The sequence below is a fragment of the Pseudomonas sp. NFPP12 genome (assembly GCF_900103205.1).
In the GTDB taxonomy this organism is placed as follows: Bacteria; Pseudomonadota; Gammaproteobacteria; order Pseudomonadales; family Pseudomonadaceae; genus Aquipseudomonas; species Aquipseudomonas protegens.
On sequence record NZ_FMWW01000001.1, the window covers coordinates 1,364,143 to 1,387,959 of the forward strand.

Genomic DNA, 23,817 nt, shown 5'->3' on the forward strand with positions numbered 1-23,817 from the left:
TCCATGCCGCCTTTCCACGCCGTGGCGCAGCCCGCGCCCGGCGTGCTTGAACGAAGAGCCGAATATGTCGTTGCCCACTTCCAGCCAAGCGGCCCTGCCGCACCTGTCGATCGAGGCGCTGCTGCAGGGTTTCGCCACCTTGCAGTTCACCCCGGTGGACGTGCTGCAGGCCGTGCTGGCGCAGATCGAGCGCCACGAGCCACAGCTCAACGCCCTCTGCGAACGCCAGGACCCGGCTGCGCTGCGCGCTGCCCAGGCGTCCACCGCGCGCTGGGCCGCCGGGCAACCCATGGGCCGGCTGGATGGCATTCCGATCCTGGTCAAGGACAACAACGACGTACAGGGCTGGCAGACCCGCAGTGGTTCCCGGGCCCTGGCCAACCGCCCGGCCATGACCCGGGACTCCAGCCTGGTGGCACGCCTGCGTGAAGCCGGGGCGATCTTCATCGCCAAGACCACCCTGCCGGAACTGGGCAGCACGCCCCTGACCGACAGCCCGTTGACCGGCATCACCCGCAACCCGTGGAACCTGGCCCTGCATGCCGGTGGCAGCAGTGGCGGCAGTACTGCGGGGGTCGCAGCCGGTTATGCCCCGGCCGCGACAGGCAACGATGCCGCCGGTTCGATCCGTACCCCGTCGAGCTTTTGCGGCGTGGTCGGGTTCAAGCCCAGCCATGGCCTGGTGTCCGCCTGCCCGAGCATCGACCCGGGCGGCATGGCCGCCGAAGGGCCGATTGCCCGCCACGTGCGCGACATTGCCCTGTTGATGGAGCTCATGGCCGTGCACGAGCCCGGCGAGCCCTTTGCCTGGCCCCATGGGCCCAGGGATTTCCTCAGTACCATCGAGGACGGCGTCGCCGGCCTGCGCATCGCCTTCAGCGCCGACCTGGGCTACGCCGCCCATGTCGACCCGCAGATCGCCGCAGCCTGCCTGAACGCTGCCAGGCTGTTGCAGGAAGCCGGCGCCACCCTGGTCCTGGCCTCGCCGGACATCGGCAACCCGGCGCCGAACTACCTGCGGGCCTGGCCGGTGGAAGTGGCCTGCGCCGTGGCCCAGGAAATACCCGCCGAGGACCGCCATCTGGTGGGGGACTTTCTCCAGCAGGCCCAGGTCCGCGCGCGCCAGCTCAATGCCCTGGACTACGCCTGTGCGGTGGAGGAGCGCCATCAGGTGGCGCACAAGCTTCACGCTTTCCTGGGTGAGTACGACCTGCTGCTGACCCCTGCCGCGGTGGTCGAACCCTTCGCCGTGGAACGCCTGCTGCCGCCGGACTGGCCGGAACAGATCAGCGCCATGTGGCAGCCCACCACCTTCCCGTTCAATTTCAGCCGCCAGCCAGCGTTGAGCCTGCCTTGCGCCCTGAGCGAGGCGGGCCTGCCCATCGGCCTGCAGATCGTCGCCCGCTTCGGCCGCGACGCCCTGGTACTGAGGGCCGCACGGGCCCTGGAAAAACGGCTGCCCGAGGGGGTGTTCCGCCACCCCGCCGGGCTGCGCGACGCCCCCCAGGCGTCACCCGCAAACCGCTAGACCCGCACAGAACACAATGCCGACGCCGGCCACGGCGAAGGCTAACGGACAAGGAGGTGGACCATGGATTCTTCAAGCAGTTGGTATCAAGACACCCAATTCGACCACGACATCTACGTGATGATCATTCGTGAACCGAGCTCTCCCAGCCTTGATCCCCATCAGTCCGGTTCCAGCTACAGCTACGTCGGCCGCCTCACCGGCCACGGCCAGCACCCGTGCTTTTCCGTGCACTTCGCCTGCCCGCCCTACGGCAACGACTACGCCAGCACTGAAGCCGCGCTGCAGGCCGGCCTGGCCCATGGCCGGGCGCTGATCGAGCACTGGCGCACCCGTGGGCGCAAGCCACCGGCACGCACCGCCGAAGTGGCGCTGTCCAGCTACAGCAACTGACGCACCAAGGCCCCTGGCTGGCAGGAAGGCAGCGGCTGTCGTAGGCTGCCCTGCCGCCCGTCCATGCGCCATCACCTGGAGTGTCGATCCATGCCCTATATCAACCTGCAGATCACCAAGGGCGCCACGCGCCAGCAGAAGGCCCAACTGGTCAAGGAATTCACCGAATCCCTGGTGCGGGTACTGGGCAAGAAGCCCGAGCATACCCACATCGTGATCCAGGAAATCGACGGCAGCGATTGGGGGTTTGCCGGCGAGCTCAGCGACGACGACCAAGCCTGAGCCGCTGCTGGGCGCAGGTATCACGAACTCAGTCGCGCGCCAGTGAGTTCAGGTAGTCCCTGGCCTGGCGGTACTTCTCCAGGCGCCGCAGGTCTTCGGCACCCGGTTCGGGGATGCGCGACAGGTCGCTGTTTTCCGCCAGATCCGCCAGCTTCACTTGCCGCGCCAGGGGGTTCGCGCCTGCGCGGCGAATGAACGCCGGGTAGTCCTCGCCTGCAACCTTGGTCAGCGCCAGCAGCGCCGCCAGCACCTCTTCGCCGAAGCCCTCGCCCCGCAATTGCTCCGGGGTGATGGGGCAGTCTTCCAGGACATCGTGCAGCACCGCGACAATCCGCGCCTCGGGGTGTGTCAGGCGCAGCATCACGCGCAAGGGATGCAGGATGTAGGGCGCGCCGCCCTTGTCGACTTGCCCGGCATGGGCCTGGGCGGCCAGCGCGATGGCCCGCTCCAGGCTGCTCATCGGACGCTACCGCAGGTGTATGGGGCTGAGCCGTGCATGGTGCCACCTCGATAAAAAGACCGCGCCATTCTACCTGCGCCGCGGCCCGGGCGCAGGGTCAGGCCATCGCCAGCAAGCGCTGGGCCCGCAGCAGCACCGGGGCATCGACCATCTGCCCATCCACCTGGTAGGCCCCGGCACCCTCGCGCCCGCCTTCCACCACCCGTTGGGCCCAGGCCAATTCCTCGGCGCTGGGCGCCAGGGCCTGGTGGATCACCGGCACCTGGGCCGGGTGGATGCACAGCGCACCGGCAAAGCCCATGGCGTAGGCGTGGCGGACCGAGGCGGCCAGGCCCTGGCTGTCGGCGATGCCGGGAAACACCCCGTCCAGCGGCGCCTGCAGCCCCGCTGCCCGGGAGTGCAGGATCAGCGCCAGCCGCGCCTGGTCCAGGGCGAACTGGGCCGCCGCCGAGCCGCTGCTGAGGTTGAGGTCCAGGGCCAGGTCCAGGCCGCCGAACGACAGGCGCTGGACCCCGGGGGCGCCGGCGATCTCGCCCAGGGCCAGCAAGCCCCGGGCACTTTCGATGATCGGCCAGACCAGGCGGCCGCTGGCGGCCACCCGCGCCACTTGGGCTGCGCTCTCGACTTTCGGCAGGAGAATGCCCACCACACCGGCATGGGCCTGGCAGAACGCCAGGTCGGCCAGGTGCTGGGGGTGCTCGGGTGCGTTGATTCGTACCCAGGCCCGGACCTGGGGCTGCGCCAGCAGGAAGCGCCCCAGGTGCTCTCGCGCCTGCACCTTGAGGGGTTCCTCGACGGCGTCCTCGAAATCGACGATCACCGCATCGGCGCCACAGGCCAGGGCCTTGGCGAAACGCTCGGGGCGGCTGCCGGGGACGAACAGCGCGGAGCGGACAATGGGGTTGGACATGTTCGGATCCTTGTTATTGGAAGACCAATGGCGGCCGGGCTTGCTGCCCGGCCCCTACGGCAAGAGCCTGGTGTTGCCCTGCCCTCCGTAGGAGCCGGCTTGCCGGCGAAGGCGATCTCTGGGGCCCCTTCGCTGGCAAGCCGGCTCCTACGGGGAGGATGGGGTTCAGATGACTCCACGGGCCTGCAGTTGCTCGATGCCTTGCGGGCTCAGGCCCAGCTCGGCGAGTATCGCTGCGCTGTGCTGGCCCAGCGCCGGGACTGCGTCCATGCGCGGCGCATAGGCGCTGTTGCGCGCTGGTGGCAACAGCGCCGGCAGGCAGCCCGCCGGGCTGTCCACCTGGCGCCAGGCATCCCGGGCCGCCAGTTGCGGGTGCTGCCACACGCCCTGCATGTCGTTGACCCGGGCGTTGGCGATCTGCGCCTGCTCCAGCCGTTCGATCACCTGGGCGACGCTGAGCCGGGCAAAGCGCTCGACGATGATCTGGCGCAGCGCCTCGCGGTTGGCCGAACGCTTGAAGTTGGCGCCAAAGCGCTCGTCCGTGGCCAGTTCGGGCAGCTCCAGCACCTTGTCGCAGAAGGCCGCCCATTCCCGTTCGTTCTGCAGGCCGAGCATCACCGTACCGCCGTCACCCGCGGGAAACGGCCCGTAGGGGTAGATGGTGGAATGGGCCGCGCCGGCCCGGGGTGGCGGTTCGGCGCCTTCGAAGGCGTAGTACAGGGGGTAGCCCATCCACTCCACCAGGCTTTCCAGCATGCTGATGTCGATGCGGCTGCCCAGGCCGGTGCGCCCACGCAGCAGCAAGGCCGAAAGAATGCCGCTGTAGGCGTACATGCCGGCGGCAATGTCGGCGATCGAGCAACCGGCCTTGGCCATCTGCTCCGGCTCGGGGCCGCCGGTCACCGATACAAAGCCGCCTTCGCTCTGGATCAGCAGGTCGTAGGCCTTTTTCCGCTCATAGGGGCCGCCTTCGCCGTAGCCGGAAATATCGCAGACGATCAGCCGTGGAAAGCGCTCATGCAGCGCCTCGAACGACAGCCCCATGCGCGCCGCCGCCCCCGGTGCCAGGTTCTGCACCAGCACGTCGGCCCCGGCCAGCAGGCTGTCCAGCAGGCCCTCGGCTTCGGGCTGCTTGAGGTCCAGGCTCAGGCTTTCCTTGGAGCGGTTGGTCCACACGAAGTGCGAGGCCAGGCCCTTGACCCGCTGGTCGTAGCCCCGGGCGAAATCGCCGCTGCCGGGGCGCTCGACCTTGATCACCCGGGCGCCCAGGTCCGCCAGCTGGCGGGTGCAGAACGGCGCGGCAATGGCGTGCTCCAGGCTGACCACGGTGATGCCGTCCAGGGGCCGTGGCTGTGCTGTGTTGTCAATCATGTTCGGTCCTCGCCCTGTTCGATGTCGGGCATTCAGAGCAGTGAGTTGAGGTCGGCAGCGTCCCGCAGGGCCCAGACCCGGCGGATCAAGGCATTGCCCTGCTCCGGGGTGCGGGCGCCGGAGAACTGCAGCAGGCGCTGGAACTTGTCTTCCAGCTCGGCCCGGGACAGGCCATTCCCCGGGTCACCCTTGGGCTCATCGATGGCGCCGTGCAGGGTGCGGCCGTCCACGCACTGCACCTCGACCCGGCCCAGCCAGCGCGCTGGATAGGCCGCATCGACTTCAGGGTCCAGCTGCATGCCGACCTTGTCGCGAAACGCCGCGACCCGGGGGTCGTTCAGCCCATGGCGCTGGAACTCCGGCAACCCGGCCTTGCCGTGCACGGCGATCAGGCCGAGCACGGTGCCCATGGAGAACTTGGCCTGGTGCACGGTCTGCGGCACCTGGACCCGGCCCAGCACATCGATGGCGCCCTGGTGCACCCGGGTCAGCACCCGGGCAATCTGCCCGTGTTCCAGGCCTTCGCGCTGCATCACCTCAAGCAAGGCATCGGCGGCGGGATGGGTGTGGCGGCACGAGGCGTGGAACTTGAACGAGGTTTCCAGCAGCGCCCAGCGGCTGCCCAGGCGGGCACTGAGCAGTGCCGGTTCGGCATCCCGGGACATGCCGGCGGCCATGCCCTGCTCGCCTTCGAGGATATTGCGCGCACCGCTCAGGCCGTCCCGGGTCAGGTAGGCAGCCAAAAGGCCATCGGCCGCGGCCTTGGCGGTGTGCAGTTGCTTGGAGTCGGCGGCGTCGCGCAGAAACTCCCAGAGCCCGGCGGCCTGGGTCCCGGCGCTGCCCAGCAGGTTGATGAACTGCTCGCTGTCGAATTCCATCAGCTTGCCCACCGCCACCGCAGCGGCCAGGGTGCCGACGGTGGCCGTGGTGTGGAAGATCCGGTAGTGGGAACGGCCCATGAATTCGCCGATGCGGATCCCCGCCTCATAACCGGCCACCGCCGCCAGCAGCAGCTCGCGGCCGGACTTGCCCAGGTCCTGGGCCGCCGCCAGCGCCGCCGGAAACACCACGGTGGCCGGGTGCAGCACGGAGCTGTTGTGCAGGTCGTCCTGCTCCACCAGGTGCGACGAGGCAGCGTTGACCAGGGCGGCGAAATACGCCGAGCTGCCGGCCCCATTGACCAGGATGCGCGCCGGGCCACTGGCCGGGCCCATGTGCCGGGCATAGGCCTCGAACAAGGGGATCGGGTGCGCGCCCTGGGCCGCCAGGGCCGAGCCCAGCCAGTCGAGGAACAGCTCTTGGGTGCGCAGCAGGACGCTTTCCGGCAGGTCGGCGTAGCGCAGGCCGGCGAGGAACCCGGCCAGATCGTGGGTATGGCTCATGGGGGCTCCTTAGAAGCTGCGGGGCAGCTCCAGCAAATGCTCGGCGACGTAGGACAGGATCAGGTTGGTGGAGATCGGCGCCACCTGGTACAGCCGGGTCTCGCGGAATTTGCGCTCGACGTCGTACTCGCAGGCAAAGCCGAAGCCGCCGTGGGTCTGCAGGCAGGCGTTGGCCGCCTCCCAGGAAGCCTTGGCCGCCAGGTACTTGGCCATGTTGGCGCTGGCCCCGGCGTTGTGCCCGCTGTCGTATTCCTCGCAGGCGCGCCAGCGCATCAGGTCGGCGGCCTCGATCTCGATATGGGCCTCGGCAATCGGGAACTGCACGCCCTGGTTCTGGCCGATGGGCCGGCCGAACACCACCCGGTCGCGGGCATAGGCGCTGGCCTTGTCGATGAACCAGCGGCCATCGCCGATGCATTCGGCGGCGATCAGCGTGCGCTCGGCGTTGAGGCCGTCGAGGATGTACTTGAAGCCCTTGCCCTCCTCGCCAATCAGGCTGTCGGCGGGCAGCTCCAGGTTGTCGAAGAACAGCTCGTTGGTCTCGTGGTTGACCATGTTGGCAATGGGCTGCACGGTCAGGCCGTTGCCGATGGCCTGGCGCAGGTCCACCAGGAAGATCGACATGCCTTCGGACTTCTTGCGCACCTCGGCCAGTGGCGTGGTGCGGGCCAGCAGGATCATCAGGTCGGAATGCTGAATGCGCGAGATCCACACCTTCTGCCCGTTGATCACGTACTTGTCGCCGCGGCGGATGGCAGTGGTCTTGATCTTGGTGGTGTCGGTGCCGGTGGTGGGCTCGGTGACGCCCATCGATTGCAGGCGCAGTTCGCCGCTGGCGAGCTTGGGCAGGTAGTAGCGCTTCTGCGCCTGGCTGCCGTGGCGCAACAGGGTGAACATGTTGTACATCTGCCCGTGCACGGTGCCGGAGTTGCCGCCGCAGCGGTTCACCTCTTCGAGGATCACCGAGGCTTCGGCCAGCCCCAGGCCGGAGCCGCCGTACTCGGCAGGGATCATCGCCGCCAGCCAGCCGGCCTCGGTCAGGGCCTTGACGAAGGCTTCCGGGAAGCCCTTGCGCTCATCGATGCCGCGCCAGTAGGCGGCGTCGAATTCGGCGCACAGGGCACGCACGCCTTCACGGATGGCATTGAGTTCTTCAGTGTCATGGGGGGTCATCAATCGGCACTCCGCCTTTGCTTATTGTTGGAATTCAGTCGAACTGCACTTCGCCGCGCTGGGCCAGCCCGGAGCCGTCGCCGGCCCACAGTTCGGCGTGGCCAGGGGCGCTAATGCGCCCGCCGACCTCGAAAGGCTGCGGGGCAATCAAGGGCCGCAGGCCGCGGTAGGCGAAATGGCGCAGGCGCGCCTCGGGGTGGGCCCGGCAGAAGGCCCCCAGGCTCAGGGTGGCGATCAGCGGGCCGTGCACCACCAGCCCCGGGTAGCCCTCGGTGGCGGTGACGTAGGGATAGTCGTAGTGGATGCGATGGCCGTTGAAGGTCACCGCGCTGTAGCGAAACAGCAGGGTCGGCGTGGGCTCCACCGGCTCGCGCCAGTCGCCTTCGGGCAGCAGCTCGCCACTGCTCATTTTCGGCGGGGACGCTTCGCGGTAGACGATGTCCTGTTCTTCGCGCAGCGCCAGATGGCCGTCCTGAAAATATTCGTGGCACAGGGTGACGAACAGCAGCTTGCCGGTGCGCCCGGCCTTTTCCTCGACCTGGAGGATGGTACTGGTGCAACTGGCCTCGGCGCCGGCCCGCAGCGGCCGGTGAAACGCCAGGCGGCCACCGGCCCACATGCGGTTGCGGTTGGCCGCCGGCGGCAGGAAACCGCCCCGCGCCGGATGCCCGTCGCCGCCCAGGGCCGAGGCCGGCTGTGGCTGCTGGAAGAAACACCAGTGCCACAACGGCGGCAGGGCCTCGCCCGGGGCCGGGGCGGGCTGGCCGAACGTGGCGGCGATGCGGGCCAGCAGGTTATGGCTGAGGTGGTCGTCGATCCGCTGGCTGCGGCCGATCCAGGCGCTGGGGTCGGTGGCACTCATGGTGGCAGGGTCCTGTGGCACGAAGGTGATGGCGGCCATCATGCAAGGGGCTGGCGCGTATGGAGAATTTGCATTTCTATAAACCGGCGTTCGTTTATGCTGAACGCCATTCGCCCCTACCCCTGCCTTCAGGAGCCCGGACATGCATTTCGATCTGGCGGACCTGCGCCTGTTTATCCATATTGCCGAATCCCCCAGCCTGACCCAGGGCGCGCGCCGCGCCTTCCTCTCGCCAGCGGCCGCCAGCGCGCGGATCAAGGCCCTGGAAGGCCAGCTCGAAACCCGCCTGCTGTACCGCGACAGCCGTGGCGTGGAAGTCACCCCCGCCGGCGAACGGCTGCTGCAGCACGCGCGGCTGATCATGCGCCAGGTGGATTACCTGAAAAGCGAATTCACCCAGTACGGCGGTGATTCCTCCGGGCACATCCGCATCTTCGCCAACACCACGGCGGTCACCGAATTCTTGCCGGAAGTGCTGGCGAAATTTCTCTCGGTACGCCCGGGAGTCACGGTGGACCTGCAGGAGCGCCTGTCCCGGGACATCGTTCGCGGTGTGCTGGACGGCACCAGCGACATGGGCATCATCGCCGGCCCGGTGGAAGCCAGCGGCCTGCAGGTGCTGCACTTCAGCACCGACCACCTGGTGCTGATGGTGCCCGTGGGCCACCCGCTGTCGGGGCAGGCTTCGGTGACCCTGGAACAGACCCTGGCCTACCAGCACATCGGCCTGCATGAAGGCAGCACCCTCTTGACCTTCCTGCGCGAACATGTGGAGCGCCTGGGCAAGCAACTCTCGCTGCGCATCCAGGTGTCGAGCTTCGAAGCGATCTGCCGCATGGTGGAAGCCGGGGTCGGCATCGGCATCATTCCCGAGTCCGCGGCCTTGCGGCACAGCCGCACCATGCAGTTGGTGACGGTGAAGCTGGATGAAAGCTGGGCCGTGCGCGAACGCAGCATCATCGTCCGCGAACTGGAGGCCCTGCCCGGCAGCGTGCGGGCGCTGATCGCGACGCTGATGCCCGATGCCCGGAGCCCGCAAGCCTCGTGACCGGTGATCGCCCTGGCCGGCGGCGCAAGCAGAGACATTGATGCCGATCAAGTGCCCGCCTCGCCAGCGGAGTAAACCTGAAGCCAATCAGGGCTGTGTGCGCAGCCCGCCCTTTGGCTCCGCGGAGACTTGACCATGCCCAGCACCGCTCTCGATACGCTCGCCCACCCGCCGTTCCCGGCGCAGCAAGGCCAATACTGGATCGACGCCCTGAACGACGGCAGCCATGTGCTGATCCGCCCGCTGCGGCCCCAGGACCGGGAGCGGGAAAAGGCCTTTATCGAAAACCTCTCCCCGGCCACCCGGCACCAGCGCTTTCTCGGTGAGATCAAGGAAGTGGGCGAGCAACTGCTCAATCAACTGATGGATGTCGGCACGCCGCAGCGGGTGGCTTATGTGGCCCTGGTCCACGACAACGGCGAACTGCGGGAAGTGGGGATCAGCCGCTACGCCCAGGTCGACGAGCAGCCCTCGCATTGCGAGTTCGCCGTGACCATCGCCGATGAGTGGCAAGGCAAGGGCCTCGGCGCGCTATTGATGCAGCACCTGATCGACGAAGCCCGCAACAACGGTTTCCAGCAGATGTACTCGGTGGATTCCGCCGCCAACTACAGCATGCGCCGCCTGGCAAAACAGCTGGGCATGCGCAGCGCCATCGACCCCGATGACGCCACCCAGGTGATCCACAGCCTGGCGCTGTAACGCCAGAGCGCTCCGCGCCTCGGCCCGAGGCGCGGCCGCATTGCCCGCAGAACCGCCCCGCCGCCGATACTGAAGTCAAGCCACAGCCGACAGGTGCTCGTAGAGAATTCCCGAGCCGACGATGATCAGCACCACCCCGCCCAGCACTTCGGCGCGCTGGCCCATCACCGTGCCAATGGCGCGGCCCAGCATCACTCCCAGGGTGACCATGGTCATGGTGGCCAGGCCGATGGCGCTGGCCGCGACCCAGATGTTGACGTTGACGAACGCCAGCCCCACCCCCACCGCCAGGGCATCGATGCTGGTGGCCAGGCCGGTCACCGCCAGCAGCCAGAAGCCGTGCTGGCGCGGTTTTTCTTCCTCGGCCTCGGCCTGCTGGCGGGTGCCGTTGTAGATCATGTGCAGGCCCAGCAACAGCAGCAGGCTGAAGGCGATCCAGTGGTCCCAGTTGGCCACCCATTGAGTCGCGGCCTGGCCGATGAACCAGCCCACCACCGGGGTGATGGCTTCAATGACGCCGAAGATCAGGCCGATGCGCAAAGCTTCCAGCAGGCGCGGCTTGAGCATGGCCGAACCCTTGCCCACCGCGGCGGCGAAGGCATCGGTGGACATGGCGAAGGCAAGAAAGATGATCGAGGCTGGGTTCACGTTGAGTCTTCCGGTCGGGCTTGAGTCCACGACATGCCCACGCGCCCGACTTCAGCGCAGGTATGTCGATGGTCTCACCAGCCGAAACGGTGCCCGTACCACGGCAGGTTGCCGAGAATGTTGATACGGGCGCCACCGCAGGGCGCGGTGGCAGGTTACTCCCCAAAGAGGCGCGCAGCTTAGCCGGGCACATGTGAAAATTTCATCAGCAGCGCGCCACGACAGCTGCTCGCACAGCGGCTAGCCTGTGCAATCCACCCGTTGATTCGTGGAGGTACCCCATGCAACTCCAGGGCTCCTGCCATTGCGGCGCCGTGCACTTCAGCCTGTCCAGCCGCCATCCCTATCCCTACCAGCGCTGCTACTGCTCGATCTGCCGCAAGACCCAGGGCGGTGGCGGCTACGCCATCAACCTGAGGGGCGATGCGGCCAGCCTCAAGGTACGTGGGCGCAAGCACATCGTCATCTACCATGCCCGGCTCAAGCCCGCCGGTGCCGCCCGGGCCCACAGCAGCAGCGCCGAACGGCACTTCTGCGGGCGCTGCGGCTCCGGGTTGTGGCTGTTCAGCCCGCAATGGCCGGAGCTGATCCACCCTTTTGCCTCGGCCATCGACACCCCATTGCCGGTGCCGCCGCAGCACACCCACCTGATGCTCGACTCCAGGGCGCCCTGGGTCGAGGTCGATGCCGGGGCGCACGACCTGCAGTTCGCCGAATACCCCGAGGAATCGATTGCCCAGTGGCACCAGCGCCTGGGGCTGGAGGCATGAGCGCAACCGGGGCTTAACAGTCTTTGACAGTTTCCCGACAAAGCTGTCAAAGACTGCCACGCCCCCCTTCCCTAGCATCCGCTGATCCAATTGGCCCTCGGGTGCTGCATGTCCCGCAAACTTCTCGGCCTGCCGCTGGTGGGCCTGCTCTTGAGCAACCTCGGCTGCAACGGCCAGCCTCCGGCGCCGCCACCCATCGCGCCCGGCGATTACGCCAGCATCATCGGCTACCTGAAGCAGTACATCCCGCAACAGATGGCCGAACATCAGGTGCCCGGGCTGTCCATCGCCCTGGTGGACGGCCAGCAACTGATCTGGGCCCGGGGCTTTGGCTTCGCCGACCAGGCCCGGGGCCTGCAAGTGACCGAAAACACCGCGTTTCGCGCCGGCGCCCTGTCGCAATTGCTGACTGCCACGGCGGTGATGCAACTGGTGGAACAAGGGCGCCTGCAACTGGACGCGCCGCTGCAGGACACCCTCAGGGAGTTCTACGTCCGCTCGCGCTTCCACGAGGACCAGAACGCCGCCGACCGGGCCGTGACTCTGCGCCGCCTGCTCAGCCACCAGGGCGGCATTCCCAGCGAATACCTGCGCGACGCACGCACCCCCAACGCCCTCGACGAACTGCCGGGAAAGCTCAGCGGGCTGTGGCTGAGCAACGCTCCGGGAACCCAGACCGCCTACTCCAACCTCGGTTATGCCCTGCTCGGGGCAGCGGTGGAGCGCAGCAGCGGCGTGGATTTCGAACAGCAGTTGCAGAAGAGCCTGCTGCGCCCACTGGGCATGAGCCAGTCGAGCTTTGTCGGGGACAGCCGCGCCCAGCCTTACCGGGCAAAAGGCTATGAAGACGGTGTCAGCAGCGATGCTCTGGTCCGCGACCTTTCCGCCCAGGGCCTGTGGAGCAGCCCGCGGGACCTGAGCCGCTATATACGCATGCTGTTCGCCCAGGGCCGGTACCAGGACCGCCAACTGCTCTCGGCGGCATCCATCGACGAAATGGTGCGCACGCAGAACGCCGGCAACCCGCTGGATTTCGACTGCCAGGTAGGCCTTGGCTGGTTCCTGTCGCCCTGCGGCGAGGAATGGGTCCGGCCAGATATGCGCACCTGGCAGCAAAGCGGTTTCGGCGAGGGCTTTCATGCCCGGATCAGCGTGCTGGCCGAGCAGCAGCTGGCGGTGATCGTGATGAGCAATTCCGACAGCGGCGAGGCCCTGGCCCAGCCCCTGGTGCCCCAGGTACTGCGCATGCTGCTGCAGGCCCACGGCGCCCCGCCACCGCCACCGCAACCGGCCACGGCCCCCCAGGCCCAGCAACGTCAGGTTCCGCAAGCGGCGGATCGCCGGCACCTGGCGGGCTTCTATGCCACCCGCTGGGGTGTGCTGCGGATCCGCGACCAGCACCAGCGCCTGTACGCCGAGCTGGCCGGCGAGCGCTACGAACTGCTGCGGGACGAACAGGGCTGGCTGCGGGTGCGCAAGAAGCGCCTCGGGCTCTGGCCCCAGGACCTGGGCCCGCTGGGGCAACTGCAACTGGACGTGATGCAGGTCCAGGGCCATCGGGTGTTCACCGCCAAGAGCCACGGCCAGTTGCTGGCGGTGGGAGAACGGATCGAGCCGGTGCCCCTGACGGACAACTGGCTGGCCACGGTCGGCACCTACCAGGCTCTGAGCGACGACCCCGGCGAACCGCCCATCAACGGCATGGACATCGCCCTGGAGGACGGCTTCCTGATGATCCGCAGCCTGCAGCAAGGCCGTCCCCTCACCGACTACATCCTCGCCCCGGTGGACAACGCCCACGCGGTGATCGCCGGCAACGGCCCGGGCCTGGGCGACACCGTGCGCCGCCAGGTCAACGGCGTGAACGTCCTGGGCTACTCATTCAAACGCACCTATAACGCCAACCACCTGAGGTTCTGACCCTTCATGAAAACCCTGAAACATTCCGCCACCACCGCCGCCTTGTGGGCCGGCACCCTGGGCCTGAGCACGGTCTGCGGCACGCTGCACGCCGAAGACTGGAAGTATGGCGTGCACGCCGGGGTGGCCAGCGTGCCGCGCTACAGCGGCAGTGACGAACGCGCCCTGGCGCCGATTCTCGGCGGCGAGATCATCAGCCCCTGGGGCGTGTTCCTCAATACCGACCAGGGCCTGGGCTGGGGCAACGAATGGGGCGACCTGTCGTTCAGTACCTGGGTCGGCCCGAGCGAATCACGGCGCGACAAGAACCACCTGGGCCAGGGCTCCAAGCGCCTCAAGGGCATGGGCGAAATAAAGACCCGGGCGCAGTTCGGCGCGCACCTGGGCTATGACCTGGGGCCGTTCGAACTGGGCGCTACCCTGACCCACGCGGTGAAGAAGAACGATAACCGCGACACCGGCTCGGCCTACAGCGCACTGGAACTGAGCATTGGCAGCAACCTCTACCAGGGCCGCTTCGGCAGCCTGGATGCCAGCCTCAACAGCCTGTTCGGCAACGCCGACTACATGCAGACCTGGTACGGGGTGAGCGACACCCAGGCGGCCCACAGCCGCTTCGGCGCCTACCGGGCCAAGGGTGGACGGGTCAGCAGCGGCGCCGACCTGGCCTGGACCCTGCCCCTCAATGAGCAGACCAAGGTCTCGACCCTGCTGTCGATGAAGTACCTGAGCAAGGAAGCCGGCGACAGCCCGATCGTCGACCGGCGCATGCAGACCAGCATCGCCACTCAACTTGAGTACAGCTTCTAAGAAAGGGAACGCGCGGCCCGTGATCACGGGCCGCGTTGCTACGCAGGTTCAGGGCTGCGCGCGAACCTCAGTCGAGGTGGGCCCAGGTCATGCGAAACGAGGCACCGCCCCACTCCGAATCCGCCACTTCGACCTTGCCGCCGTGCCATTGCGAGACCCGCCGCACCAGCGCCAGGCCCAGGCCGAAACCGCCGGTACGCCGGTCACGGCTGGCGTCGAGACGGGAAAACGGCTCGAAGATCTTCTCCCGGCCATCCACCGGCACCCCGGGACCATCATCGTTGACCCGCACTTCGTAGCCATGCTCCAGGCGCACCAGGGACACCTCGACCCGGCGGTCGGCGTAGCGGATGGCGTTGCGCAGCAGGTTGATCACTGCCCGGGCCATGAAGCGCGGTTCGATGCGCACGTCCTCCACCTGGCAGGAACGGATCAGCAGTTGCACCCCGGCCGCCTCGGCCTCCAGGGCCACGCTGCCGACCACGCTGTCGAGCCAGCTCTGGGCCTGGATGTTTTCCCGGTTGATGGTGGCCGCGCCATGTTCCAGGCTGGCGTAGCTGAGGAGTTCGGAGACCATTTCCTCCAGCTCGCCGAGGTCGGCATACATGTCGGCGATCAACTCGCGGTTCTCATCCGGATCTGGCTGTTGCTGCAACTGGTCCAGCTCGAAGGACAGCCGGGCGATGGGCGTGCGCAGTTCGTGGGACACCGCGTTGGTCAACTCGCGCTGATTGGCGATCAGCCCCTCGATGCGCGCCGCCATGCGGTTGAAGTGCTGGGCCAGGTCGCGGATGTTGGAACGCCGCGACAGGTGCAGCCGGGTGCCCAAGTCGTTGTCGCCAAAACGTTCGGCGGCCAGGCGCAGGCGCTCCAGGTCGCGCCAGTGCGGGCGCACCCAGAAGTACAGGACGATGGCCAGCAGCGCGCCGAGCAAGGCATAGGCGGCGATGTTGTAGAGCAGGGTCAGGGGCGGGTCTTCCGGCAGCTTGATGCTCAACAGTTGCTTGCCGCCGTCGATGCTGCCGATGAATTCGGTGAACTCCTCGCGCACCACCAACTGGTTGGAATCCAGCAGGGCCTGTTCGCGCACGCTCAGGTCCAGGTCGTCGGCCTGCACCAGTTTGAGCAGCAGCCCGTAGTGCGGCTTGAGCTGCTCCAGCTGCTGCTGACGCCCGGCCTCGTCGAACGGCCGCAACTGTTCGCTCAGGCTGTAGGCCGGCCCGCGCACCGCGTCGCGGTTGTAGGACTCGATCAGGTCGGCGGCCAGGTAGTTGATGAAGATGTGTTGCACCGCGGTCATGGCCCCGGCGAAGCCCAGGGCCAGGAACAGGTAGAGCCCCAGAAACAGACGCAGCATTCAAACCTCCCAGGCGAACGGATTGAACAGGTAGCCCTTGCCCCACACGGTCTTGATGCACACCGGCTCGCGCGGGTTGTCCTTGAGCTTGCCCCGCAGCTTGCTGATGTAGACGTCGACACTGCGGTTGAGGCCGTCGAACTCGATGCCGCGCATGCGGTTGAGGATGTCGTCCCGGGACAGGGTCTTGCCCGGCGCGCTGGCCAGCAGCCAGAGCAGCTCGAACTCCATGGTGGTCAGTTCCACCGGCTCGCCCGCCAGGCGCACCTCGCGGCTGTTGCGGTCGATGCTCAGCACGCCGAATGCCAGGGCCCCGCGCAGGGTGGTGGTTTCCGGCACCTGGCGCCGTTGCAGGGCCCGCAGGCGCGCCAGCAGCACCGCCGGTTTTATAGGCTTGATCACATAGTCATCGGCGCCGGATTCCAGGCCGAGAATGTGGTCCAGGTCGTCTTCCTTGGCGGTGAGGATGACGATGGGGGTGTCCGCCACGGCGCGGATCTCCCGGCACACGTGCAGGCCGCTCTGGCCGGGCAGCATCAGGTCGAGCACCACCAGTTTCGGTTTGAATTCGAGAAATGCCGCCAGGGCGGTATCGCCGCGGTGGACCGTCAGCACTTCAAAGCCGTGCTGGGACAGAAAATGCGCGATCAGCCCGGCGAGCTTCTCGTCATCTTCCACCAGCAACACCTTGCCAAGACCCAGGTTTTCCATATTTGCCAATCTGTGAACACACAATTTGTGCGCGCGCATTATAGGGGGCAAGAGGTTAAGGAAAGGATAACGCAAGCCACAAAACCCGGGACTTGCAGCGGTTTTGCGCGATATTTCATTCTTTTAAGAGTTTTTAACAATTTGCCCCTGCTTTTACACAAGGGCAGTCGTTCACCAGGCCGGCACGCCACTGTGAAAACGGAACTCCGGATCCGGCGATTCGATCAGTTCCTGCTCCGCCGCCCGCACCCGGTCGATGACCTGGGCGATGTCCTTGGCGTCGCCATACTGATAGGCCAGCTTCAGGTAGCCCTGGTAGTGCCGGGCCTCGCTTTTGAGCAGGCCGAAGTAGAACTTGCCCAGTTCCTCGTCCAGGTGCGGCACCAGGGCTTCGAAACGCTCGCAGCTGCGGGCCTCGATAAAGGCGCCCACCACCAGGGTGTCCACCAGCTTCACCGGCTCGTGGCTGCGCACCACCTTGCGCAGGCCCGAGGCATAGCGCCCGGCATGCAACTGGCGCAGCTCGACCTTGCGTTTCTTCATCAGGCGCAGGACCTGCTCATGGTGCACCAGCTCTTCCCGGGCCAGGCGCGACATCATGTTGATCAGGTCGACATGGGCGTGGTACTTGGCGATCAGGCTCAAGGCGGTGCTGGCGGCCTTGAACTCGCAGTTCTTGTGGTCGATCAGCAGGGTTTCCTGGTCGGCCAGGGCCGCCTGGACCCAGGCGTCGGGCGTGCGGCAGCCAAGAAAGTCGGGAATTTCAGGAAAGTTCATCGGCGCATTTCCGAACAATCAGCCACCACCGCAAAGCGGCAGGCAGCACTATCAGTGATCGTTAACATGAGGCTCACGGGACAAAAGGCTTCATAGCGAAAGGCCGGCGATTATACCGGCCGGGCCGCAGACCACCAGCGGCCGCGATTGATATGCATCAACATCCGGCCCGGGCGCCAGCAACTATAGTTGTGCACGCTAGGGTCTGTTCCCGTTTGGTGACGAGCCGCGTTGCGGGGCCAAACGGGAACAGACCCTAACCGTTCATCCCTTCCTGGAGATCCCGATCATGCAAAGCATCCGCAGTATCCTGGTGGTCATCGATCCCACGCCCGGCGAAAGCCTTGCCCTCAAGCGCGCCAAGCTGATTGCCGGGGTCACCCAGGCCCACCTGCACCTGCTGGTCTGCGACAGAAAGCACGAGCATTCGGCGCTACTGAGCGTACTCAAGAGCAGCCTCACCGGCGAAGGCTACAGCGTCACCACCGAGCAGGCCTGGAACGAAAGCCTGCACGAAACCATCATCGATGTGCAGCAGGCCGAGGGCTGCGGCCTGGTGATCAAGCAGCACCTGCCGGACGCCCCGCTGAAGAAAGCCCTGCTGACCCCGGCGGACTGGAAACTGCTGCGCTACTGCCCGACCCCGGTGCTGCTGGTCAAGACCGCCACGCCCTGGGTCGGCGGCGTGGTGATGGCCGCCATCGACGTCGGCAACATGGACGGCGAGCACCGGGCCTTGCACGCCAGTATCGTCGACCACGGCTTCGATATCGCCAGCCTGGCCAAGGCCCAGTTGCATGTGATCAGCGCTCACCCGTCGCCGATGCTCTCGGCCGCCGACCCGGTGTTCCAGCTCAAGGAAACCATCGAGGCGCGCTATCGCGAGCAGTGCAAGGCGTTCCAGGCCGAGTTCGACATCGACGACGCCCACCTGCATATCGAGGAAGGCCCGGCCGATGTGCTGATTCCCCACCTGGCCCACAAGCTTGGCGCCGTGCTGACCATCATCGGCACCGTGGCCCGCACCGGGATTTCCGGGGCACTGATCGGCAACACCGCCGAAGTGGTGCTCGACTCCCTGGACAGCGACGTGCTGGTGCTCAAGCCGGCGGACATCATGGATCACCTGGAAGAGCTGGCGGCCAAGGCTTGAGCCCCCTCCCCGCAACGCCATCGCGTAATCTGCGCCGTCCATGACGGCGCTTTCGCTGGCAAGCCAGCTCCTACAGTGGCATTTGCGTGGGGGGCGCCTTGGCGGCGAAGCACTCAGCCGAGGGCATCCTTGAGAAAGCCGGGGGCGATGTAGCGCTGGTAGTGGGCTTCGGACAGCAGGAAGAATTCCCGATCAATGGCGTCGCGCAACTCCGGCAAGGCCCAGTCGCGAAACTCCGGCAGCAGCACCATCCCATAGGCATCGAGCTGGTTGATCACTCGCGCGCCGCGGGCAATCAGCTGGTAGGCCCAGCAATACTCGGACTGATGGGGCACGAAGCGGATCTTGCGCTGCTCCAGTTGCTCGCGCAGGCGCACCGGATCGAAGACTTCCAGCTTGGCCGCCATCACCTGCACCAGCAGGTGCTCAAGACGCAGCCAGACCGCGCGTTTTTCCTCCTCGTTGTAACCATTCCAGTTGATCACTTCATGGTGGAAACGCTTGCAGCCACGGCATACCAGATCGCCGTAAACCGTGGAACAGAGGCCGACGCAGGGGGTCTTGATGGTCTGATTGGGCATAGATAGACAACGCACGCAAAAGCAAAACAGTGGGCAATGTTAGCCCTTTGTCTAAGATTGATCACCCCTCAAACTTCAATACAGCAACTTACGTTGAGGCTTTTTTTACCGTAGAATCAGCCAGCCTTTTTAGGCGCCAATGTCCGTTTGAAGCTGTTTTCAAAGCGTCACGAGCACAGTCGTTCCTTCAGAGCGGTGTTGGCGAGGGGTTTTTCCAGCGGGGAAAAACCCAACGCCAACCCTCATCAGCTCCCCGTTCTGCAGGCGTAAAACTTTGAAAGCAGCTTCTGTAAGGAATTGTCGGTAATTCTGGCTAAGTGGCCCACAACGCCACGCAGCGCATGAGTACGGCAATTTCGGGATGAGCGTCCCGGACACCCATTTGGGACCACTGATGAGGGTAATAACTGTGCTTGAAGCCTACCGCAAACATATCGAAGAGCGTGCAGCACTGGGTATCGTTCCCCAGCCGCTTAACGCCGAACAAACTGCAGGCCTGGTCGAGCTGCTGAAGAATCCCCCGGCTGGCGAAGAAGCTTTCCTCGTTGACCTGATCACCAATCGCGTTCCACCAGGAGTCGACGAAGCCGCCTACGTCAAGGCCGGTTTCCTCTCCGCGCTGGCCAAAGGCGAAGCTTCCTCCCCTCTGATCGACAAGAAGCGCGCCGTTGAACTGCTGGGCACCATGCAGGGCGGCTACAACATCGTGACCCTGGTGAACCTGCTGGACGACGCCGAACTGGCGCCAGTGGCCGCCGCTCAACTCAAGCACACCCTGCTGATGTTCGACGCCTTCCACGACGTCGCGGAAAAAGCCAAGAACGGCAACGTTCACGCCCAAGGCGTACTGCAATCCTGGGCCGACGGCGAGTGGTTCAAGAACCGCCCGGTACTGGCCGACAAGATCAGCCTGCGGGTGTTCAAGGTCACCGGCGAAACCAACACCGACGACCTCTCCCCTGCTCCTGATGCCTGGTCCCGCCCGGACATCCCGCTGCACGCCCTGGCCATGCTGAAAATGGCCCGTGACGGCATCGTTCCGGACGAGCAAGGCAAGACCGGCCCGATGAAGCAGATCGAAGAAATGCGCGGTCAAGGCTTCCCGATCGCCTACGTCGGCGACGTGGTCGGCACCGGTTCCTCGCGTAAATCGGCCACCAACTCGGTGCTGTGGTTCTTCGGCGACGACGTGCCTTATGTTCCGAACAAGCGTGCCGGCGGCTTCTGCTTCGGCAGCAAGATCGCCCCGATCTTCTACAACACCATGGAAGACGCCGGCGCCCTGCCGATCGAATTCGACGTGTCGAAGATGAACATGGGCGACGTGATCGACCTGTACCCGCACGCAGGCAAAGTCTGCAAGCACGGTACCGACGAAGTCCTGGCCACCTTCGAAATGAAGACCCCGGTCCTGCTCGACGAAGTCCGTGCCGGCGGCCGTATCCCGCTGATCATCGGCCGTGGCCTGACCGAGAAGGCTCGCGCCGAACTGGGCCTGCCTGCGTTCGACCTGTTCAAGAAGCCCGAAGCCCCTGTTGAAAGCACCAAGGGCTTCACCCTGGCGCAGAAGATGGTCGGCAAGGCCTGCGGCCTGGCAGAAGGCAAAGGCGTTCGTCCTGGCACCTACTGCGAACCGAAGATGACCACCGTGGGCTCCCAGGACACCACAGGTCCCATGACCCGTGACGAACTGAAAGACCTGGCGTGCCTGGGCTTCTCCGCTGACCTGGTGATGCAGTCCTTCTGCCACACCGCGGCGTATCCGAAGCCGATCGACGTGACCACCCACCACACCCTGCCTGACTTCATCATGACCCGCGGCGGCGTTTCCCTGCGTCCGGGCGACGGCATCATCCACTCGTGGCTGAACCGCATGCTGCTGCCAGACACCGTCGGTACCGGTGGTGACTCCCACACCCGTTTCCCGATGGGCATCTCGTTCCCGGCCGGTTCCGGCCTGGTGGCGTTCGCCGCTGCCACCGGCGTCATGCCGCTGGACATGCCGGAATCGATCCTGGTGCGCTTCAAGGGCAAAATGAAACCTGGCATCACCCTGCGTGACCTGGTCCATGCCATTCCTTACTTCGCCATCCAGAACGGCCTGCTGACCGTCGAGAAGAAAGGCAAGAAAAACGCCTTCTCCGGCCGCATCCTGGAAATCGAAGGCCTGGAAGGCCTGACCCTGGAGCAGGCGTTCGAACTGTCCGACGCCTCGGCCGAACGTTCGGCTGCCGGTTGCACCATCAAGCTGTCGAAAGAGTCGATCACCGAGTACCTGCAGTCCAACATCACCCTGCTGCGCTGGATGATCGGCGAAGGCTACGGTGACGCACGTACCCTGGAACGTCGCGCTCAAGCGATGGAAGCCTGGATCGCCAACCCGCAACTGATGGAAGCCGATGCCGACGCCGAATACGCCGAAATCATCGAAATCGACCTGGCCGACATCAGCGAGCCGGTACTGTGCGCGCCGAACGACCCGGACGACGCCCGTCTGCTGTCCAGCGTTGCTGGCGAGAAGATCGACGAAGTGTTCATCGGTTCGTGCATGACCAACATCGGTCACTTCCGCGCTGCCGGTAAACTGCTGGATCAGGTCAAGGGCCAGCTGCCAACCCGTCTGTGGCTGTCGCCGCCGACCAAGATGGACGCTCACCAACTGACCGAAGAAGGCTACTACGGCATCTACGGCAAGGCCGGCGCACGCATGGAAATGCCGGGCTGCTCGCTGTGCATGGGTAACCAGGCACGCGTCGAGCCGAACAGCACCGTGGTCTCGACCTCGACCCGTAACTTCCCGAACCGTCTGGGCGATGGCGCCAACGTCTACCTGGCTTCGGCCGAGCTGGCGTCGGTGGCTTCGATCCTGGGTCGCCTGCCGACCGTCGAGGAGTACATGGAATACGCTGGCAAGATCGACAGCATGGCGGCCGATATCTACCGCTACCTGTCCTTCGACCAGATCGCCGAGTTCCGTGAAGCGGCTGCCAACGCCAACATCCCGGTGGTGCAAGCCTAAGGCTGTAGCGTTGTAAGAAGGAACGCCGCGTATTCCACGATACGCGGCGTTTTTTTATGCCTGGGAAATAGCCCCGGCCTTCCAGCCCCGCAGGCTCTCCTGCAGCGTGTCGTCGACGCTGGTGCCGCTGAGCAGCACCTGGTACTCGCGGCTCGACGGCAGCAGTGCCAGGGCGTCCTTGGCCTCGTGCTTGAGCCGCGCCAGGGCCAGGTGCTTGTGCTCCAGGCTGACCTGGCGGAAGAACTCGTCCAGGGCCTCGATGCTGGTGCCGTCCAGGTCCGGGGACTCCTCCAGGCTGAGGATGATGCTGTGGATCGGCGCCTGCACATGGCGGATCAGGCGCAGGGCGCCGCCAAGGATGCGTTCGGCGTTGGCGAAGAACAACGCCTCCCCCGGCCGCAGGATCAGCACGCCGGGCACCTGCCGGGCCTGAGGATGACGGCTGAGATCGACAAAGTCGTGGCCGCTACCCAGTTGCCCGAGGATCTGGATATCCGCCGCCGACATCTGCCGCAGCAGCAACAGGATGCTGATGCCCACTGACAGCAGCAGCCCGTCCAGCACCCCCAGCACCAGCACCGCGCTGACCGCGCAGATCACCAGCACCCGGTCACGCCGCCAGATGAAGTAGCGCCCCAGGGGTTGCAGGCTCAGGCCATGGCCCAGGGCGTACATGACAATCGCCGCCAGCACCGGCTCCGGGGTCAGGGCGATATAGGGCAGCACGGTCAGCACGATGAGCAGCATCACCGCCGCCGCGGTCAGCCCTGCCAGGCGCGAGCGCGCCCCGGCCGCCTCATTGGCAGAGGTGGCCGAGTAGCCGGCCCCCGCGGGCATGCCATGGAACAGCCCCGAGAGCAGATTGGAAGCGCCCAGGGCCAGCAGGTCGCGGTTGGAGGAAACCCGGTCGCCATGCTTCAGGGCAAAGGAGCTGATGGAACCATAGGATTCGGCATACAGGATCATCACCAGGGCGAACGCCAGCTCCCCCAGGCGCAGCCAGTCGGCAAAAGGCAGTTGCGGCAGGCTCGGCACCTCCAGCTTGAGTTCGATGACCCCGATCAGGTCGACGCCATGGGCCGGCAGGTTGAACCACTGGCCGGCGCCAATGCCGATCACCACCGCCACCAGCCCGCCGGGCACATAGGGAATTCGCGAGCAGATCCCCAGCACCAGCAGCGCCACCGCCGCCACCGCGGCGCCGGCCCAGTTCCATTGCGGCCACTGCTCCAGCAACTGCGGCAGGAAGCGCACCAGGTTGCCGGTGCTCAGGTGCACCCCGACCACGGTGGCGAACTGCTTGAGGACAATGGTCAACGCCAGGCCGAAGGCAAAGCCGCGCAGCACCGGCTTGGCAATGAAAGCGGTCACGCCCCCCAGGCGGAACAGCCCGGCCAGGAGGAAGAACGCCCCAGTGAGCAGCACCAGGGCAAAGGCCAGGCTCAGGCGCAGCTGGGCGTCGCCACCGGCCAGGGACAGGGTGGCCGCCGCCAGCACCGCGGCCGACGATGAAGTGGCAGAAACAATGGCAAAGCGGCTGGTGCCCAACAGGCCGTAGCACAGCAACCCGGCAAACAGAGCAATGACCCCGGCCTGGGGCGGCAAGGCGGCGATGCTGGAATAGGCTACGGCTTCCGGCAACAACAGGCCGGCAATGGACAGGCCGGCCAGCAGGTCGCGGGTGCGCTTGGGTGCAGCGGTTAGGTGGGTCAGGGGTTCAGTGGCCAATCGGGTTCATCCGTGACAACGCAAAATCCAGATTCAGGGGGTGTCGCCCAACGGAATAAACATGTTTGGGCAGGCTTGCAGCCAGAGGGGCGGGAATGGCCACGGGCGGGTTCCTGGCAACAATAAGAGCACCAGCTTAGCCCTTTATTCAAGGCAGCAAACAATCCTGATCAATGCCTTGAACGACAACGCCGCCGGTACAGTGAAGTACCGACGGCGTTGTGTGCAGCAG

General features: G+C 65.9%; 22 protein-coding genes. 10 read left to right on the forward strand and 12 right to left on the reverse strand.

Annotation, left to right across the window (positions count from 1 at the left end; genetic code table 11):
- Nucleotides 1–64 precede the first annotated feature (64 nt).
- From BLS75_RS05790 to BLS75_RS05800, 3 genes are all read left to right on the forward strand, one after another.
- Nucleotides 65–1,528, forward strand: coding sequence for an amidase (locus tag BLS75_RS05790; protein ID WP_072442168.1), 1,464 nt, complete (start codon nucleotides 65–67; stop codon nucleotides 1,526–1,528).
- A gap of 63 nt (nucleotides 1,529–1,591) precedes the next feature.
- The gene (locus BLS75_RS05795) at nucleotides 1,592–1,921 is read left to right on the forward strand and encodes a hypothetical protein (RefSeq protein WP_011060950.1); all 330 of its coding nucleotides are present in this window, start codon (nucleotides 1,592–1,594) and stop codon (nucleotides 1,919–1,921) included.
- Between the two features lie 90 nt (nucleotides 1,922–2,011).
- Entirely contained in the window at nucleotides 2,012–2,203 is a 192-nt protein-coding gene (locus BLS75_RS05800) for a tautomerase family protein (RefSeq protein ID WP_011060949.1), read from the forward strand.
- Between the two features lie 28 nt (nucleotides 2,204–2,231).
- Here the strand turns inward: BLS75_RS05800 and BLS75_RS05805 are convergent, their stop codons facing one another.
- From BLS75_RS05805 to BLS75_RS05830, 6 genes are all read right to left on the reverse strand, one after another.
- Entirely contained in the window at nucleotides 2,232–2,663 is a 432-nt protein-coding gene (locus tag BLS75_RS05805) for an HD domain-containing protein (protein WP_072452246.1), read from the reverse strand.
- Nucleotides 2,664–2,760: 97 nt separating this feature from the next.
- Nucleotides 2,761–3,573, reverse strand: coding sequence for an HpcH/HpaI aldolase/citrate lyase family protein (locus tag BLS75_RS05810; protein ID WP_072452247.1), 813 nt, complete (start codon nucleotides 3,571–3,573; stop codon nucleotides 2,761–2,763).
- 165 nt (nucleotides 3,574–3,738) lie between these two features.
- Nucleotides 3,739–4,941 carry a CaiB/BaiF CoA transferase family protein gene (locus tag BLS75_RS05815; protein WP_176876733.1) on the reverse strand — a complete coding sequence of 401 codons (1,203 nt, stop codon included), beginning with the start codon at nucleotides 4,939–4,941 and terminating at the stop codon, nucleotides 3,739–3,741.
- 35 nt (nucleotides 4,942–4,976) lie between these two features.
- Nucleotides 4,977–6,326, reverse strand: a complete 1,350-nt coding sequence (locus tag BLS75_RS05820; RefSeq protein WP_015635353.1) for an MmgE/PrpD family protein — start codon at nucleotides 6,324–6,326, stop codon at nucleotides 4,977–4,979.
- Between the two features lie 9 nt (nucleotides 6,327–6,335).
- A complete protein-coding gene (locus BLS75_RS05825; RefSeq protein WP_072442177.1) occupies nucleotides 6,336–7,499 on the reverse strand; it encodes an acyl-CoA dehydrogenase family protein in 1,164 nt (387 codons plus the stop codon).
- Between the two features lie 34 nt (nucleotides 7,500–7,533).
- A complete protein-coding gene (locus BLS75_RS05830) occupies nucleotides 7,534–8,361 on the reverse strand; it encodes an HTD2 family dehydratase (protein ID WP_011060943.1) in 828 nt (275 codons plus the stop codon).
- Nucleotides 8,362–8,503: 142 nt separating this feature from the next.
- On the opposite strand from BLS75_RS05830, the gene BLS75_RS05835 reads away from it, so the two are divergent.
- Together BLS75_RS05835 and BLS75_RS05840 are read left to right on the forward strand one after the other, a co-directional pair.
- The gene (locus BLS75_RS05835) at nucleotides 8,504–9,409 is read left to right on the forward strand and encodes a LysR family transcriptional regulator (protein ID WP_019093783.1); all 906 of its coding nucleotides are present in this window, start codon (nucleotides 8,504–8,506) and stop codon (nucleotides 9,407–9,409) included.
- Nucleotides 9,410–9,544: 135 nt separating this feature from the next.
- Nucleotides 9,545–10,111 carry a GNAT family N-acetyltransferase gene (locus BLS75_RS05840; RefSeq protein WP_011060939.1) on the forward strand — a complete coding sequence of 189 codons (567 nt, stop codon included), beginning with the start codon at nucleotides 9,545–9,547 and terminating at the stop codon, nucleotides 10,109–10,111.
- Between the two features lie 75 nt (nucleotides 10,112–10,186).
- Here BLS75_RS05840 and mntP read toward each other — a convergent pair whose 3' ends face one another.
- The gene (mntP, locus tag BLS75_RS05845) at nucleotides 10,187–10,759 is read right to left on the reverse strand and encodes a manganese efflux pump MntP (RefSeq protein ID WP_019093782.1); all 573 of its coding nucleotides are present in this window, start codon (nucleotides 10,757–10,759) and stop codon (nucleotides 10,187–10,189) included.
- A gap of 281 nt (nucleotides 10,760–11,040) precedes the next feature.
- Between mntP and BLS75_RS05850 the strand changes: the two genes are divergently transcribed.
- The 3 genes from BLS75_RS05850 to BLS75_RS05860 all read left to right on the forward strand — a co-directional run bounded on the left by BLS75_RS05850 (nucleotide 11,041) and on the right by BLS75_RS05860 (nucleotide 14,259).
- On the forward strand, nucleotides 11,041–11,529 hold the full coding sequence (locus BLS75_RS05850) for a GFA family protein (protein ID WP_072452249.1): 489 nt from the start codon (nucleotides 11,041–11,043) through the stop codon (nucleotides 11,527–11,529).
- 108 nt (nucleotides 11,530–11,637) lie between these two features.
- Entirely contained in the window at nucleotides 11,638–13,449 is a 1,812-nt protein-coding gene (locus BLS75_RS05855) for a serine hydrolase domain-containing protein (RefSeq protein WP_072452250.1), read from the forward strand.
- A 6-nt stretch (nucleotides 13,450–13,455) separates the two neighbouring features.
- Nucleotides 13,456–14,259 (forward strand): MipA/OmpV family protein, encoded by an 804-nt coding sequence (locus tag BLS75_RS05860; RefSeq protein WP_072442183.1) that lies wholly within the window; start codon nucleotides 13,456–13,458, stop codon nucleotides 14,257–14,259.
- 67 nt (nucleotides 14,260–14,326) lie between these two features.
- On the opposite strand, the gene BLS75_RS05865 is transcribed toward BLS75_RS05860, so the two are convergent.
- The 3 genes from BLS75_RS05865 to miaE form a co-directional block, all read right to left on the reverse strand.
- Entirely contained in the window at nucleotides 14,327–15,616 is a 1,290-nt protein-coding gene (locus BLS75_RS05865) for an ATP-binding protein (RefSeq protein WP_072452251.1), read from the reverse strand.
- A complete protein-coding gene (locus BLS75_RS05870) occupies nucleotides 15,617–16,327 on the reverse strand; it encodes a winged helix-turn-helix domain-containing protein (protein WP_011060933.1) in 711 nt (236 codons plus the stop codon). It abuts the gene before it with no gap.
- Nucleotides 16,328–16,498: 171 nt separating this feature from the next.
- Entirely contained in the window at nucleotides 16,499–17,104 is a 606-nt protein-coding gene (miaE, locus tag BLS75_RS05875; protein WP_011060932.1) for a MiaE family protein, read from the reverse strand.
- A 289-nt stretch (nucleotides 17,105–17,393) separates the two neighbouring features.
- Here miaE and BLS75_RS05880 point away from each other — a divergent pair, with 289 nt between their 5' ends.
- The gene (locus BLS75_RS05880; RefSeq protein WP_011060931.1) at nucleotides 17,394–18,257 is read left to right on the forward strand and encodes a universal stress protein; all 864 of its coding nucleotides are present in this window, start codon (nucleotides 17,394–17,396) and stop codon (nucleotides 18,255–18,257) included.
- Between the two features lie 113 nt (nucleotides 18,258–18,370).
- On the opposite strand, the gene BLS75_RS05885 is transcribed toward BLS75_RS05880, so the two are convergent.
- Nucleotides 18,371–18,838: a DUF1289 domain-containing protein gene (locus tag BLS75_RS05885; protein ID WP_011060930.1), complete on the reverse strand. Its 468-nt coding sequence runs from the start codon at nucleotides 18,836–18,838 to the stop codon at nucleotides 18,371–18,373.
- A gap of 409 nt (nucleotides 18,839–19,247) precedes the next feature.
- Here BLS75_RS05885 and acnB point away from each other — a divergent pair, with 409 nt between their 5' ends.
- Nucleotides 19,248–21,857, forward strand: coding sequence for a bifunctional aconitate hydratase 2/2-methylisocitrate dehydratase (gene acnB / locus BLS75_RS05890; protein ID WP_011060929.1), 2,610 nt, complete (start codon nucleotides 19,248–19,250; stop codon nucleotides 21,855–21,857).
- A 54-nt stretch (nucleotides 21,858–21,911) separates the two neighbouring features.
- Here acnB and BLS75_RS05895 read toward each other — a convergent pair whose 3' ends face one another.
- Nucleotides 21,912–23,585, reverse strand: a complete 1,674-nt coding sequence (locus BLS75_RS05895) for a SulP family inorganic anion transporter (protein ID WP_072452252.1) — start codon at nucleotides 23,583–23,585, stop codon at nucleotides 21,912–21,914.
- Nucleotides 23,586–23,817 lie beyond the last annotated feature (232 nt).

Excerpts from the sequence above, each read along its gene's own strand:
- BLS75_RS05870 (WP_011060933.1), bottom strand. The coding sequence starts at position 16,327 with ATGGAAAACCTGGGTCTTGGCAAGGTGTTGCTGGTGGAAGATGACGAG.
- BLS75_RS05855 (WP_072452250.1), top strand. The coding sequence starts at position 11,638 with ATGTCCCGCAAACTTCTCGGCCTGCCGCTGGTGGGCCTGCTCTTGAGC.
- BLS75_RS05840 (WP_011060939.1), top strand. The coding sequence starts at position 9,545 with ATGCCCAGCACCGCTCTCGATACGCTCGCCCACCCGCCGTTCCCGGCG.
- BLS75_RS05835 (WP_019093783.1), top strand. The coding sequence starts at position 8,504 with ATGCATTTCGATCTGGCGGACCTGCGCCTGTTTATCCATATTGCCGAA.
- BLS75_RS05860 (WP_072442183.1), top strand. The coding sequence starts at position 13,456 with ATGAAAACCCTGAAACATTCCGCCACCACCGCCGCCTTGTGGGCCGGC.
- BLS75_RS05885 (WP_011060930.1), bottom strand. The coding sequence starts at position 18,838 with ATGCCCAATCAGACCATCAAGACCCCCTGCGTCGGCCTCTGTTCCACG.
- BLS75_RS05830 (WP_011060943.1), bottom strand. The coding sequence starts at position 8,361 with ATGAGTGCCACCGACCCCAGCGCCTGGATCGGCCGCAGCCAGCGGATC.
- BLS75_RS05810 (WP_072452247.1), bottom strand. The coding sequence starts at position 3,573 with ATGTCCAACCCCATTGTCCGCTCCGCGCTGTTCGTCCCCGGCAGCCGC.
- BLS75_RS05805 (WP_072452246.1), bottom strand. The coding sequence starts at position 2,663 with ATGAGCAGCCTGGAGCGGGCCATCGCGCTGGCCGCCCAGGCCCATGCC.
- miaE (WP_011060932.1), bottom strand. The coding sequence starts at position 17,104 with ATGAACTTTCCTGAAATTCCCGACTTTCTTGGCTGCCGCACGCCCGAC.
- BLS75_RS05790 (WP_072442168.1), top strand. The coding sequence starts at position 65 with ATGTCGTTGCCCACTTCCAGCCAAGCGGCCCTGCCGCACCTGTCGATC.
- BLS75_RS05850 (WP_072452249.1), top strand. The coding sequence starts at position 11,041 with ATGCAACTCCAGGGCTCCTGCCATTGCGGCGCCGTGCACTTCAGCCTG.
- BLS75_RS05865 (WP_072452251.1), bottom strand. The coding sequence starts at position 15,616 with ATGCTGCGTCTGTTTCTGGGGCTCTACCTGTTCCTGGCCCTGGGCTTC.
- BLS75_RS05820 (WP_015635353.1), bottom strand. The coding sequence starts at position 6,326 with ATGAGCCATACCCACGATCTGGCCGGGTTCCTCGCCGGCCTGCGCTAC.
- BLS75_RS05825 (WP_072442177.1), bottom strand. The coding sequence starts at position 7,499 with ATGACCCCCCATGACACTGAAGAACTCAATGCCATCCGTGAAGGCGTG.
- BLS75_RS05880 (WP_011060931.1), top strand. The coding sequence starts at position 17,394 with ATGCAAAGCATCCGCAGTATCCTGGTGGTCATCGATCCCACGCCCGGC.
- BLS75_RS05800 (WP_011060949.1), top strand. The coding sequence starts at position 2,012 with ATGCCCTATATCAACCTGCAGATCACCAAGGGCGCCACGCGCCAGCAG.
- BLS75_RS05795 (WP_011060950.1), top strand. The coding sequence starts at position 1,592 with ATGGATTCTTCAAGCAGTTGGTATCAAGACACCCAATTCGACCACGAC.